14 protein-coding genes are annotated in these 15038 nt (G+C 27.8%); 6 read left to right on the top strand and 8 right to left on the bottom strand.

Annotation, left to right across the window (positions count from 1 at the left end):
• On the bottom strand, positions 1-960 hold the full coding sequence (locus Nisw_RS04335; protein ID WP_255430855.1) for a glycosyltransferase family 2 protein: 960 nt from the start codon (positions 958-960) through the stop codon (positions 1-3).
• Between the two features lie 227 nt (positions 961-1187).
• Here Nisw_RS04335 and Nisw_RS04330 point away from each other — a divergent pair, with 227 nt between their 5' ends.
• The 5 genes from Nisw_RS04330 (at position 1188) to Nisw_RS04310 (ending at position 7249) form a co-directional block, all read left to right on the top strand.
• On the top strand, positions 1188-1991 hold the full coding sequence (locus Nisw_RS04330; protein ID WP_141976828.1) for a TylF/MycF/NovP-related O-methyltransferase: 804 nt from the start codon (positions 1188-1190) through the stop codon (positions 1989-1991).
• 206 nt (positions 1992-2197) lie between these two features.
• Complete coding sequence (locus Nisw_RS04325; protein ID WP_141976826.1) at positions 2198-3355, top strand: lipopolysaccharide biosynthesis protein; 1158 nt, start codon at positions 2198-2200, stop codon at positions 3353-3355.
• A gap of 187 nt (positions 3356-3542) precedes the next feature.
• Positions 3543-5975, top strand: a complete 2433-nt coding sequence (locus Nisw_RS04320) for a PEP-utilizing enzyme (protein ID WP_141976824.1) — start codon at positions 3543-3545, stop codon at positions 5973-5975.
• Between the two features lie 9 nt (positions 5976-5984).
• Complete coding sequence (locus Nisw_RS04315; protein ID WP_141976822.1) at positions 5985-6563, top strand: hypothetical protein; 579 nt, start codon at positions 5985-5987, stop codon at positions 6561-6563.
• On the top strand, positions 6560-7249 hold the full coding sequence (locus Nisw_RS04310) for a formyltransferase family protein (RefSeq protein ID WP_141976820.1): 690 nt from the start codon (positions 6560-6562) through the stop codon (positions 7247-7249). Before Nisw_RS04315 ends, Nisw_RS04310 begins: the two co-directional genes overlap by 4 nt.
• A 19-nt stretch (positions 7250-7268) precedes the next feature.
• Here Nisw_RS04310 and Nisw_RS04305 read toward each other — a convergent pair whose 3' ends face one another.
• The 7 genes from Nisw_RS04305 to rfbB form a co-directional block, all read right to left on the bottom strand.
• Complete coding sequence (locus Nisw_RS04305; protein ID WP_141976818.1) at positions 7269-8381, bottom strand: sulfatase; 1113 nt, start codon at positions 8379-8381, stop codon at positions 7269-7271.
• Position 8382: 1 nt separating this feature from the next.
• Positions 8383-9177 carry an NTP transferase domain-containing protein gene (locus Nisw_RS04300; protein WP_185736673.1) on the bottom strand — a complete coding sequence of 265 codons (795 nt, stop codon included), beginning with the start codon at positions 9175-9177 and terminating at the stop codon, positions 8383-8385.
• The gene (locus Nisw_RS04295) at positions 9174-9821 is read right to left on the bottom strand and encodes a gamma-glutamyl-gamma-aminobutyrate hydrolase family protein (RefSeq protein WP_141976814.1); all 648 of its coding nucleotides are present in this window, start codon (positions 9819-9821) and stop codon (positions 9174-9176) included. The genes Nisw_RS04300 and Nisw_RS04295 overlap by 4 nt, the downstream gene beginning before the upstream one ends.
• A gap of 90 nt (positions 9822-9911) precedes the next feature.
• On the bottom strand, positions 9912-11294 hold the full coding sequence (locus tag Nisw_RS04290; RefSeq protein ID WP_141976812.1) for a sulfatase: 1383 nt from the start codon (positions 11292-11294) through the stop codon (positions 9912-9914).
• 62 nt (positions 11295-11356) lie between these two features.
• Positions 11357-12382, bottom strand: coding sequence for a glycosyltransferase family 2 protein (locus tag Nisw_RS04285; protein ID WP_141976810.1), 1026 nt, complete (start codon positions 12380-12382; stop codon positions 11357-11359).
• Positions 12383-12442: 60 nt separating this feature from the next.
• Entirely contained in the window at positions 12443-13498 is a 1056-nt protein-coding gene (locus Nisw_RS04280) for a glucose-1-phosphate thymidylyltransferase (protein ID WP_141976808.1), read from the bottom strand.
• A 1-nt stretch (position 13499) separates the two neighbouring features.
• On the bottom strand, positions 13500-14435 hold the full coding sequence (rfbB, locus tag Nisw_RS04275; RefSeq protein ID WP_141976806.1) for a dTDP-glucose 4,6-dehydratase: 936 nt from the start codon (positions 14433-14435) through the stop codon (positions 13500-13502).
• Positions 14436-14572: 137 nt separating this feature from the next.
• Here rfbB and Nisw_RS04270 point away from each other — a divergent pair, with 137 nt between their 5' ends.
• Positions 14573-15034: a WxcM-like domain-containing protein gene (locus Nisw_RS04270; RefSeq protein WP_141976804.1), complete on the top strand. Its 462-nt coding sequence runs from the start codon at positions 14573-14575 to the stop codon at positions 15032-15034.
• The last annotated feature ends 4 nt before the right edge of the window (positions 15035-15038 follow it).

Genomic DNA, 15038 nt, shown 5'->3' with positions numbered 1-15038 from the left:
TCATTTCTGCTCTCTTATCAAACTAACCATTGAATACAAAATTATCGATGTCAACAAGAAAATTATGCCTATAATTGTTGTCCCAGCTGCAATTAGTGCTATGTTTGTGATAATCACTCTATGTAATGAAAATTCATGTAATGTCCAAACTATAAAAAATAAACCTATAATCAAAAAAATTGTTCCTGGAATCCCATAAAATTTTAGAGGATGATCTAGTGCTGTAAATTTCATTGTGCTAATAATTACTGATATGCCATGACTTGCAGGATTGTGTGTAGATGTTTCTCCTTCATAATTTATAATAATTGGAACCTCAATAATTTTAAGATCTTTTTTCGATGCTTTCATAAGAATTTCAGTTGAAATTCCCATTCCATTTTCTGTAACGTTAATTTCATCTAAAGCTTTTCTGTTATACCCACGGAACCCACTTTGAGTATCTTTAATGTTTAAATTTTGTGATAATGACGAAACTTTCGTTATAGCTTTTATTCCAATTTTTCTATATTTTGGAATTTTATTTTCTCCTTCGCCCAAAAATCTTGAGCCAATCACAATGTCAGCTTTTTTTGAAATTAATGGTTCTAACACATCTTTAATTTCTGATACATTATGTTGTCCGTCTCCATCAAATGTAATCAAGATATCACTATCAATTGTTTTTGCTTTAGTGAAGATACTTCTTATGGCCGCACCATATCCTTTATTTTTTTCATGTTTTACTACAATTGCGCCCATCTTTTCAGCGATATTTCCTGTTTGATCCAAAGATCCATCATCACAAACTATTATTTCATAATCAAATTCTTCCAATGCTGAAATTATTCTCCCAATATTTTTTTCCTCATTAAATGCTGGTATTCCTATAGCAATTTTCAAATTCATATCAGTACTAACACATGGGTGAATAAATATTACTAGTTGTGGAACTGTCAAATTTTCGTCAGAAATTTTCAACGTCAAAAAACGTTGATCATGGTATCTAAATGTACAAAAAATACCCAAGCTCATATTTAATTGCCCCCTACGAAAGAGGACAAATAGGAAAATAATACTAATTATTGGTGCAAATTGCTCTGACGGAGTCAAAGTAGTCCTAACAGTAGTGGATTATCTGATTTAATTTAATATGATGTTAGAAAATATTATTATTAAAATAAGAATTAGATAAGGTAAGAAAACTGATGGTGATTTCCAAACTAGTTATTATCATATTAAAAAAATCTGAACCCATTTACCATTCTCTAAGAAAAAAATACTTCAAATTTCTTCCCACAAGCCCACTAGGATCAGTACCGTTAATCAAAAAACAACTGTTCCGACTCAAAACAAAAGTAATAGCGTCAAATTTTGATCCTGAAATTCAAAAACTGTTGGAATGGTACAACCTGAATCATTATGATTTGAGGGACTCACAGGAGGCAATTGATGTTGCATGTTTTTGTAAATTCATTTTAGATACTGAAGATATTGAGGGGGATATTTTAGAACTTGGTGCAGAATATGGTGGATTTAGTACAGTGTTGGGGCATTTTTTAAAACAAATAAAATCAAAACGGAAAGTAATATCATGTGATACTTTTTACGGTTATCCATATGAAGATATAGAACTAAAGGCAACTGTTGGAGAAAAAAGAGTTGGTAGATACAAGGATCTTAACTTTGAGGACGTACAAAATAGAATAAAAAAATATGATGTTGTTGACAAGGTTGAATTAATTCAAGGAAAGTTTGAAGATACACTTAACCAAAAATTGTCAGATAGAAAATTTTCGATTGTCTTTATTGATTGTAATATATACAAAAGTACAAAGATCAGTTTAGAGTTTTCATATCCAAGATTAAGTAATAATGGATTGGTGTTATTTGATGAGTATGAAGATACGAATAATCCTTACTCCGGTGAAACAATAGCGACCAATGAATTTTGTGAGGAACATGACTTGAAAATAGATATGACTTTAATTCCACATATAAGAAAAATTTAGTACGGTGCTGCCTAATTTTTCACCCGACAAATTTTGACACTTAGAATATATGATGCCAAGTTGACAGAACCCTAATTGTAGTATTTTAAATTGTTAATGAAGTTACTATTGAATACTAAATTAAAACTATCTAGGAAAAATTATCAAATTTGTCATATAATGGAATCTAGAACTTTATCAATAACAAATATTCCTTTTAGTTACATATGGTATTTGATAAAATTAAAAATTTTTCAGGACTAAAAGATCTTTCATCCTTAGGTGCAGCAAATGTAATAGGAAGTGGCATTTCAGCAATTTTTTGGTTTTATGTTGCTTCATTATTAGGTGAAGAAAAATACGGAGAAGTGAGTTATTTACTAGCAATTGGAATTATTGCTGGAGTTTTCTCTTCAATTGGTTCTGGTTATACAACCACCGTTTATACTGCCAAGAAAGTAAACATAGTTCCTGTATTATCTGTTCTTTCCATTACAATCAGTTTAGTTAGTGCAGTTGTTATTTATTTAATTCTAGAAAATATTGCAGTAAGTCTTTATGTTATAGGCTATGTAATTTTTAATATCGTTCAGGCAGAATTGCTTGGTGAAAAAAAATATCAAAAATATTCTAAAATTGCAATTTTACAAAAATTCCTTCTTGTATCGTTTGCAATACCGATTTATTTTGTAATGGATACATTTGGAATTATTCTAGGATTAGCATTATCCTTTTTCCCATTTCTTTTTATTTTAATTCAAAAAATACAGCAAAACAAAGTTGACTTTTCAGTAATAAAACCTAGAATTGGATTTATGATGAATAGTTATGGTGTAGATATAACAAAATCACTTGCAGGAAATATTGATAAATTAATTATTGCACCTATGTTGGGATTTGCAATATTAGGAAATTATCAATTAGGACTTCAATTTTTGATGTTGTTATCAATACTTCCAAGTATCGTTCTTCAATATACATTGCCTCAAGACGCTAGTGGATCCTTTAAACCACAATTAAAAAAAATTACTGTATTAATTAGTGTAATATTTGGAGTCATTGGAATTATTCTTTCTCCAATAATTGTACCATATTTCTTCCCACAATATGTTGAGGCTGTAATAATAATTCAGATAATTAGTATTGCCATAATTCCTAGATCTATTAGTTCAATGTTTATTTCAAAATTTTTAGGAATTGAAAAAAGCAAATTTGTAATTATAGGTATAATCCTTTATCTTGCTACTCAAATACCATTGATTTTCCTTTTAGGAGATCTTTTTAGCGTCTATGGTATTGCTGCTGCTCTAGTTATCGCAGAAACTATCCAAGCAGGATTTTTCCTGTCAATTAATAGAATTCAAGGCAATTATGAAAATAATTAATTTGAAAATTCAGTTTATTTGACATTAAAATATCCATTTTCAGCAATTGTTGCCAAATTCTTATTCCTAAAAATTTCAATTTATAATATAAAACCACTTAATGAAGATTCTAATCAAAAACTTTCAAAGTTGGGTTCAAACAGTTTTAAATGTAAAAAATTTTCTAATAATTGAATAAGGAATTTTTATGAACAAAACATCTCCACTTTTTACAACCAAAGTTAACACCTTAAAATTTCTACAAAACAAATTATCTAAATCTAGAATTGAACCATTTGTTGATTTTACAATTTCAGATTGGACTAATAATCAAAATAAACTACTTGATTATATTTCTACAAAATTTAAAAACAAAAAAATAATTATTAGAAGTTCTGCTGAAGGAGAAGATTCTTTTGAAAAATCTGAAGCAGGAAGTTTTCTCAGCATATTAGATGTTTTTCCAACTGATAAAAATAATGTTAAAAATGCAATAAACTCAGTAATTCGTTCATATCTGGAAAAAAACAATTCTAAAGAAACAAATCAAATTTTTGCACAAAAGCAAACAACAAATATTAAATTAAGTGGAGTCATTTTTACAAAAACAGGTAATAAAGGCTCCCCATATTATTTGATAAATTATGATTTAGGTTCTTCAACAACATCTGTAACTTCAGGTAAACATACAAAAAGTATAGCAATTTTCAGAAAAAAACCCTTAAATTCATTACCCAAAACTTGGAAAAATTTACTAACTGCAATAAAAGAAATTGAAACAATTACCAAATCTTCACAACTTGATATCGAATTTGGAATTGATAAAAATGATAAAATAATAATTTTTCAAGTTAGACCAATTACATTTATTGAAAAAACTTCCATTCCTAATATTGAAAGATTGGTTGGAAAAGCCATTTTAAAATGTAAAAAACAGTTTTCAACTATGAAATTTTCAAAAAATATTGCTGGAAAAAAGATGATTTTTTCAGACATGGCAGATTGGAATCCTTCAGAAATTATTGGACCTAATCCAAATCTATTAGATTATTCTCTTTATGATTATCTTATAATGAAAAAATCATGGCATCAGGGACGAAAACTATTGGGATATCAAGATGTCAATCCATGCCCACTTATGAAAAAATTTGGAAACAAACCCTATGTCGATATACAAGCAAGTTTCAATTCACTAATTCCAGATAATATCCCAAAAAAGCTCAGAAAGAAATTGATGAATTTTTACATATCAAAATTACAACTTCATCCAGAACTACATGATAAAGTTGAATTCGAAATTTTGTTTACTTGTTATGATTTTTCACTTTCAAAGAGATTATCAGAATTAAAAAATTCTAAATTTGAACAAAAAGAGATTGAACAAATAAAAAATAAATTGATAGATTTTACAAATGATATTATAATCAATTTTTCAAAAATAAAGAAAAAAGCAGAACTAGATTATTCTACAATGATTCAAAATAGAACAGAAATTCTCAAAACGGTAAACAATTCTAAGGATTATGGTAAACTGTTGGATGCAGCAGTTAGACTATTGAGAGATTGTAGATTATATGGCACCGCGCATTTTTCATCTATTGCCAGAACCGCCTTTATTGCATCCATCTTGTTAAAAAGTCTGGTAAAAAATGGATCAATTTCATCTTCAGAATATGAAATTTTCTTGGAGTCGATCCAATCACCATTAACAAATTTACGAAAAGATTTTTCGCTTTACTCTCGAGAAAAAATCTCATTAAAGCAACTTATGGAAAAATATGGTCATTTGAGATCAGGAACATATGATATTACTGCACCAAGATATGATGAGAATCCTGAATTAATTTCAAATTTTCACTTCATAAAATATCCAAATTCAAATAAAAAATTTATTGAACCTAAATTGTCAAAAACATTTTCAAAACATGGATTAAAGTTCAACCCTTCAGAATTTTTTTCTTTTGCAAAATCTTCTATCTCAATGAGAGAACACATCAAATTTGAATTCACACGTAATCTAAGTGATGCATTAGAATTAATTGCAAAATCTGGACAAATTTTAGGATTCTCAAGAGAAGATATTTCTAATTTAAATTTTGAATCAATACTGTCTTATAAAAAATTAACAAAGCGTGAATTAGAAAAAAAATGGAAAGAGAAAATACTTATTCAAAAAAATAACAAAACTATAACAGATTTTATACAACTTCCGCCAATTATTAATTCTGATGAGAATTTTGAAATGTTTTCTTATTTTGCTTCAAAGCCAAATTTTATTACAAGAAAAAAGATTACCTCAAACATTATTGTTTTAGATAAAAAAATTTCATCTTATGATGTCTCAAAAAAAATTGTTGTAATTGAAAATGCAGATCCAGGTTTTGATTGGATATTTATGAATGACATTACAGGTCTGATAACAAAATATGGTGGTGTTGCATCCCATATGGCAATTAGGTGTGCAGAATTAGGAATTCCTGCAGCTATAGGATGTGGAGAAATTTTGTATGAGACCCTTCTTGAAAGTAGCAAAATAATACTTGATTGTGATCAAAAACAGATTATCATTATAAAAACCAAGAATAATAACGAATTTTTAGAAGAAAAAAAAGTTCTAAAATCATTAGGATATATCAAATAGTCTAGAAATATGATTACAGAATATGTTTACTCAAAAAATGATCTTTTGAGTAAACCACAAAAATATCAAAAAACCCCTTTTGAAGGAATAGAATTTCTCAAGGTTTACAAAAAAAGTAGATTGGATTTGTTAGAAAAAGAAAATTTTGAGGATTTTAAGCTTAATGATTTTTTTATAGATTTTAAAAATTTAGAATGGCCAAATCCTAAAAAATTTAAACTGTTTGACTTTCTGTCTGTTCTCTTATCCCAATCAAATAAAGATGATCAAAAAATTCAGTTTGATAGATTATTAAAGAAATTTGAAATTAAAAAGAAGTTGTACACTGAGTATAATTCAGAATTTAAAGAATTATCAGAAAATTTTCAAAATTTAAAAAATTATATGTTATTCGGATTGCTCTGCATAGATCATTATGAAAAAAATTATTCATTAAAATATCTTAATACTTTTTTGAAAATTAATGACATTTTATGTTCACAAGTATCAAAAATTCTAGAGGAAGATCAAAATCTCTTTTGTTATCTTATTACAAAAGAAATAGAATACATTGATAAACTTTGTAAAGGGAGAGGAATAAACATATGAAGTTAGGAATTATTTTGACTCCTGATGAAAGATCAAAGGCATATCTACAAAAAATTTTAAAAAATCAAATTTTTATTGATGAAATTTTATTTATGAATGATGATAGAATTGAACCTCACTTTTCTAGTGAAATTGTTACCAAATCAAAAGAATTAGGATTTGATATCTCCAAATCAGTAAAATCCACATTGAAAAAGCATAATCTAAATTTTTATGAATTTAATTTTGTTGATATCAACCATCCTCTTCTTGTAGAATACTTGTCAAAATCAAATACGGATGTTTTTATTTTTACAGGAGGGGGCATTTTAAGGGAAGACATTCTAAAATCGGGTCCAAAGTTTGTTCATCTGCATCCTGGAATTGTGCCAAATTATAGGGGTAGTACGTGTTTTTACTATAGCATAATCAATGAAGACTCTGCAGGAGTTACAGCATATTTTATGGATAAAAATATAGATACTGGAAACATAATTTTCCAAAAAAAATTTTCAAAACCCGACTATCCATTTATTGATGAAGTATATGATGCGCACATAAGATCTGAAACACTTGTTAAAGTCTTACAAAATAATTTGATTCAAAAAGGTGAAATTAGAAAACAAAATCCTGATGATGGTGAAACGTTTCACATCATTCACCCTGTTTTAAAGCATATTGCAATTTTAAGATGTATTAAAAATTAATTCAAAACTTGAAAAATTTCTATCTTTGAATCCATTTTAATAGAGTATTCTTTAATTTTTGAGAAGTTTGAATTTCTTTTTCAAAAACATCATTTTGTTCTAAAGGATCATTTTGTAGATCAAAAAGTTTCCATTCGTTAGTTGCTTTAAAGAAAATTAACTTGTTTCTTTTTGTTTTTACACAAAATACATTTGGTTCTTTTGGGGAAGGAAATGGACCTTGAAGTCCTCCAGTTTCAGAAAAAGCAAATTCATCTTCTTCCAAATCATTTTTTCCAAGGAGATAGGATGCAAAACTTTTTCCAATATTAGTGGAATTATAATTAATACTAGCTAATTCTAACAATGTGGGAAAAATGTTAATGGTACTTACAAGACCTTCAGAAATTCGGTTTTTGGGAATATGAGGACCAATAAACAAGTAAGGTGTTCTTATTGTTTCTTCATATGTAAAAACACCATAATTTCTCTCTCCAAATCGTTCCCCGACACCAGTTCCATGATCAGCAAAAAATATCAAAATTGTTTCATTTAGTTTACCCAAATCATCTACTGTTTCATAGATTTTTTTTGCATATATTCCTGCTTCAGTAAAAACATTATCATATGTTTTTATGTTTTCAGATTTTTTTTCGTAGAATTCTTTGTTATCCCACTTGTATTTTTTGAGAATTTCTGATACTGTAATAGTATGTATACGACTAAATTGTAAAAAGCAAAAAACAGGTTTTCCCTTGGAAGAATTAAATGCTTCTCGAATGAGATCCGGATGTTTCTTTGTAAGATCGTCATTGTATTCATCATGTGCTTGATGAACATCAAATCCACGTTTTGAAATTACTTTATCGGTAATAACATCACAGCATGTATAGTATCCATTTTTTTTTAGTAATTCGGGTAAAAAGTCAACAGAATCTTTAAGCTTAAACATTTTGTAATAAGCATCAACACCATTTTCTTTTCCATATAGTCCTGTGAATATTACATTCATAGAACCAAACGTATAAGGAATTGCTGTAATTACATTATTTAGTAAAGTCCCTCTTTTTTGTAGTTCCGTTAATTCGGGACTAATATGAAAGCGATCCCATCTGGAACCATCCAAAAGTACAAAGATAATGTTTGGCTTCAAATCAAGAATTTATAGAAAAAAACGGGTTTAATGTTTTGTCATCATACATTCTTGAGTACGTTTGAAAATCTTTAACTGAATCAACTTCAAGCCAACCATTATTGATTGGAATTCCTTTTATTTTACATCCTTCAGAAATCATCCCACGCAAAAAATCTGTCATGTAAGATTTTCTAAATTCTAAATTAGGATTAAGACAATTTTTTCCTGTATTCTCAAATTCTCCTTTTACATCATCATAGTACTTTAGCATAAATTCAAGTCCTTTGCCTTGGAACTTCATCAACCCTATATATTGACCTTGAATTTCATCAAGTGATTTTGGTTTTTGCCCCAAGTCTAGAATATAGTTATTTTTGTCAAGTAGTAATGTTTCTACATCTTCGAGAGGATCATCAAATCTAATTTTCCAATATTTTTCCCATTCTTTATCAATTATTATAGAAACATCATCTTCAGAATCGATCAACTTTTCCAATACTCTAGACTCAAAAATTATATCTCCATATGATACAATTACTTCACTCACCATCTCATTTTTTGCACAAAATAAAGTCTCTACCATATTTGTAGATGAATAATCACTATTTTTGTAAATTTTCAAGCCAGGAATTTTTATTGAATCAGCTTTGTAACCCGTAACTACAGATATATCAAAAATATTACATTTCTTAAAAGTATCAATTTGCTGTTCTAACAAACTTTTACCAAAAAGTTTCACTAAGCATTTTGGAATATTTTCAGTTAACGGTCTAAGTCTTTTCCCCTCTCCTGCCGCTAGAATAATAGATTTCATGATTTGTTTGATTGAAGTTTTAGAAGTTGTTTTACTATTAACAAATTATTTTCATTCTGATCTCTTTCGGGATGCCACATAATTCCACTAAATGGTAATTTTTTATGAAAGAAACCTTCTACTGTGTTATCCTCTGTAGAGATTGCAAACGAATTAAGTTCACTACCAAGCATATCTTTTGGAATTATATTATTATGAAAAGAATTCACCAGAATTTTTTCACCATCAAACAATTTTGAAATTAGATTTAAAATTTTTATTTGATGAACATTACCAACGTGTTTAGAATTTTTATTTTTGACAACATTTCCATCAAAAAATTTGTTTATGACTTGCATTCCTCTACATATTCCCAAGAGAGGCGTTTTTGATTCTATGGCAAACTCAATAACATTTCTTTCTGTTTTGTCACGCTCTGGATGATCCCCGATATTATCTCCACCGGAGAGAATTAATCCATCAATATTCATTTCCTTAAGAAAATCCTTTACATCCGACATGTTATTTGGAATAAAAACAGGAATTACACCTAATTTTTCAAGAAAAAAAATCCAGTCCTGACTTAGTGCATCTCTCTTTTCATTGTAATTTGGTGCATCAACAACTCTTAATGAAATTCCAACTCTTACACTTTTTTTAACCAATAAATTATCTAGAGTATGGAACCTTTTATTTCATTGTATGAATTAGTATTAATCAACTATGATAACTGATTTTTGTTATTTCAAATTTTCTTAAAGATATCCTAGCTTCTTTAACTCGTCTTCAACATCCTTAGCTTCTTGATCACTAATTTCTTCAAATTCTATAATGTCACTTGAATTTTTTTGTATTTGTACTAAAACTTCTTCCATTTTTTCTGCAATATTTCTACTAGTGTTAATTACATTTGTTTCTTCTAATGGATCTGACTCTAAATCATACAAATATGCATCTTCCAACGTTTCATCTCTTATTCTAAAATATTTGTATCTAGAAGTCCTTACACCAATCACATTTTTTGAATTATCTTTTGCATTTGTATGTCCCTCGATATATACTGGATTTTCTTTTACTTCTGTTCCATCTATAATTGGAATAAGGCTATTTCCATCTACTTTTTCATTTAGTTTTATTCCTATTAGTTCAAAAATAGTAGGAAAAATATCTAAACTATTTCTAATTTGTACATCTACTTGTTTATGATCTTTGATCCCATATCCTGCCATTATCAGTGGAACTTTTACAATATCATCAAATAGAAAATTGTGTTCTGAATTGGGATTAAACATTGTAAATAAATCTGAATACAACAAGTTTCTTTTTTCAAATGGTTTCATATCTAAATTTTTTATTTTTGATTGACGTTTTATCTGTCTTCTTTTTTCAATAAATCTCGCAAAATTTCTAGTTACACTTCTTAATGATTTAGGAATTTTGTCTTCTAATTGCCATAGTTTAACATCCATTTCATTTCTATTAATTTCTAAATTATTCACATTAGCATTTATTGGAATGAAATTTCCATGATCAGCTGTAACAATCACTAGAGTTTTTTCCAAATCAATATGTTTGATAATTTTTCCAATCCATGAATCAATTGATGAAATTGTACGTTCATACGAATCTCTTCCAAATTTATCATCATCAAATTCTTTTGGTGGATTTATGGGTGAATGTAAATCTAAAATATGAACAAAATAAAACCATGGTTCTTGTATTTCTTTTTTATGAATTTTTCCAAAAATCAAATCTCCAAGACCATTATGTAATCTTGAATGTATGGGAAATGATGAATCATCATTTTCAAAATCTTTTGTAAATCCTAAATATTCAGCTGGTTTTGGCATGGTAGAATAAACATGATATCCTGATTTTTTTAAATCCTTTATGTAACTATGAGTTGATTCAGAAATTTTTTGATAAGTTTCGTTTTTTTTAGTATTAAATGGATATAAGCCAGTAAACCAACTTAGCCATGCTGGACTACTACTATTTGAGGAAGAAATTGCATTTTTAAAATAAACTCCATTCTTTATTAGATGTTCAATGTTTGGTATCTTAGAATTTTTTCGTGATCCAAAGCATTTGTCTGCTCTAAATGAATCAATAACAAAAAACAAAATATTGGGTTTCATCTAATCGTTGATGTAAAATTTAACATATAAACGATTTTTAATTATATTAATTTAATTTTTAATTAAATAATTTTTTTTGCTAGATTACTTAACCCATTGATCATTTTTCTTTGCATGTTTTGTGATTCATTGTTTTGTATTGTTGTTGGTATTTGATAATCACTTACAAATTTTTCTATTACATAATTGTCATCTTTTCTTCTTATCTTTGAAAATTTTTCTCTTCTTTTTCTGATTTTATTCCATAGCTTGATTAACGAAATAAATGATGATATCTTACTTTTTCCAAGACCTTTTGATAACAAATAAAAAAATATTCCAATTTCTAAAACTATTAAAAATGGAAAAATTTTGAGCTGTGTTTTAATTGAATATAATGTTAAAATACAAATCCATCTATTACGTTCTAAATAAAAAAATTTTTTCCCAGACCATTTCAAGGTTGGGCTCCCTAAATGATATACTGTTGATTTTGGTTCATAATAGGATGGAATTCCTAAAAGCCACCCTCTCCATCCATAATCTAAATCATCATGGTAAGCAAAAAATATTTCATCAATCTTGCCAACTTTTTTAATAATTTCTGAAGATGAAAAAGTACATGCACCTGATGTATAACTTACCATTTCGAATTCTTCATACTGCCCTCTGTCTGTTTCATCCTTGCCTCTTGAATATCCTAATCCGAAAATATTTATCATATTTCCAGCACTGTTAATTACGTTTTTTTTAGTCTTATACAATAATTTTGGTTGGTAAAACCCTGGACCATTTTTTTTATAACTATCAAATAAAATATTCAACCAATTTGTATCTACAATTGTATCTGAATCTAAAAAGACTATAAATTCTCCTCTTGATTTTTCTATGCCCAAATTCCTTGCTGATAACCCTTCATTAGTTTGATTTTGGATTAATTCTATTTCTGGAAATTTTTTTTTACATTCCATCTGGCTTCCATCCTGAGAATTATTATCTACTAGAATTATTTCTAATGGGATATCTTTAGTTTTAAAAACCGATTCTACACATTCTAAAAGATGTTCCCCTCCATTATAGTTTAAAATAATAATACTTGTTAGATTCATTTTACCATCTTAGAAAATTTTTGAATATGTAAAAATTAATGTCATTAATTATACTTCTCATTATAACTTTAATTTAGAAAATTCTCCTAATAATAACTGCCTTTCTTGTTTATTGTCTTTAATAATTTCACAATTTTGTGCAATTATACTGTCTATCAATGAAATTTTTCCATCAATTTTACAATCATCCATAATTATTGAATTCTCAACTCTACATTTTTTTAGAATTACGTTATTTCCAATACTTGTATTTGGACCTAAAATAACATCTGGTCCAATTTCACAACCTTCTCCAATTTTCACTGGACCAAAAATTAAAGAATCTTTACTTAATGATGAATTCTCTCCAACTACTACATTTCCATGAAAATTTTTGTTTATCTCTGTTTGATTCTGTTTTTCTTGATTTTCTAAAATTAATTTATTTGCATGAATTATATCTTTTGGAGTGCCTGTGTCCTTCCACCATCCTGTAACTCTTTCATAATCAATACTGTATCCTTCTTCTAACAATCGTTGTATTGCATCTGTTATTTCTAACTCTCCTCTCCATGATGGTTTCAGTTTTTCGATAATATCAAAAATTTTTTTTGTAAAAAAATATACTCCAATCACTGCAAAATTTGAATCAGTATTTTTGGGTTTTTCAATAATTTTATGAATTTTATTATCTTTGAATTCAGCAATACCAAATCTAGATGGATCATCAACTTCTGATAATAATATCATACAATCGTGAGATGAACTAGAAAATTTATTAACAAATTCATTTAGATTTTTTCTCATAATATTATCTCCCAAATACACAACAAATTTTTCATCTCCTACGAATTCTTTACATAATCCTACTGCATGTGAAATGCCTCTTGGCTTATCTTGAAATACATATGTTATCTTTACTCCAAAGTTAGTTCCATCTCCATAATACTTTTTGACTTTTTCTGGATATACATCTCCAATTACAATTGCAATTTCATTAATTCCTGAATTTTTAATATCCTCAAGAGCAAATTGCGACATTGGTTTGTTTGCAATTTTTAAAAGCTGTTTTGGTCCCGAAAGCGTTAGTGGTCCTAATCTTGTTCCATATCCGCCATGTAAAATTATCCCTTTCAATTCACCATTTTCTGTTCAAATACCATTTAATTGTATTTTCTAAACCTATATCAAAACTTACTTTAGGTACCCACTTTAATTTTTGTCTAGTTTTCGTTGAATCTAAACTATATCTAAAATCATGACCTAATCTATCCGGCACAAATTTCATTAAATCTGTTGATTTTTTCATAATTCGTAAAATTCTCTTGATAATTTGGATATTTGATAATTCATTTGATGCTGAAATATTATATGATTCTCCTTTCTTCCCCTTAAAAAATACTTTAAGCAGAGCATTACAATGATCATCAACATAAATCCAATCCCTGATATTCTTACCATTTCCATAGATTGGAATTTTTTTATTTTTTTTAGCATAAAGTATTACTTTTGGAATTAGTTTTTCTTCAAATTGACGTGGTCCATAGTTATTTGTACATCTAGTAATCATTATGTCACAACCATATGTTTTAACATATGATTTTGCTAACATCTCTGCTGCAGCTTTTGATGCAGCATATGGACTTGCAGGATTAAACGAATCATATTCTTTTGCACTACCTTTCTTTAAACTTCCAAATACTTCATCAGTCGAAATTTGAATTAATTTTTTATCATATTTGCGTATTGATTCTAACAAAGTCTGTAATCCCATAACATTAGAATCAAGAAATGGCTTTGGACCTGAGATACTTCTATCAACATGTGATTCTGCTGCAAAATTAATTACATTATCACATTTTTTTACTAATCTATTCATTACTTGTATGTCATTAATATTACCTTTAACAAAATGATAATTTTTTAGTTTTTTTACACTTTCTAAATTTCTTTTGTTTGATCCTACTAATTCTGCATCTAAATTAATTATTTTAAAATCTGGATATTTGTTTAATGTATATAAAATAAAGTTACTTCCAATAAAACCTAATCCTCCAGTTACTAATAGTCTCATTCTCTTTCTGTTGATTCTATTTTAAAATTCAATGAATTTAAAAGAATTGTTTTATGTTAAAATTCGTAACTAATTTTCTATTCTTGATATACTAAATTTACCAAAACTAAATATGACTAATGTCTGTATTTTGATAGATGAATCCTGAGAATATTGATAGTATAAAATTGGAAGAATACAAAACTCGTGACATACAAGACAGTCATGTAAATGGTTCCTTAATGGTAATTTGGAGAGATTGGGACAAAATTATCCCATATGAGCCTAAGATGATATATGTGACTAATGTAGAACCAGGAGAAATTAAAGGTCCTCACTTACATACAAAAAGAACAACATATTTTGTGTGTATTAAGGGAAAAATAGCATTTATCATTAGAAAAAATGATGGCACATATCAAGAAATAGAATCTGGAGAAGATAATCCAATACTAGTTCAGGTTCCGAAAAATATTGCATCTGCTCACATTAATTTGAGTTCAAATACTTCATCTGTACTTGTTTTAGCTGATGTCGCATGGAGACCTAATGACAATGAAATGAAAAATATTTCCTTTGATGACTATGACTGGAAAAAATGGGAAAAATCTAATTCTTAATTTT

The organism is Candidatus Nitrosopumilus sp. SW (genome assembly GCF_006740685.1).
In the GTDB taxonomy this organism is placed as follows: domain Archaea; phylum Thermoproteota; class Nitrososphaeria; order Nitrososphaerales; family Nitrosopumilaceae; genus Nitrosopumilus.
This window is presented reverse-complemented; position numbering and strand designations above follow the sequence as displayed.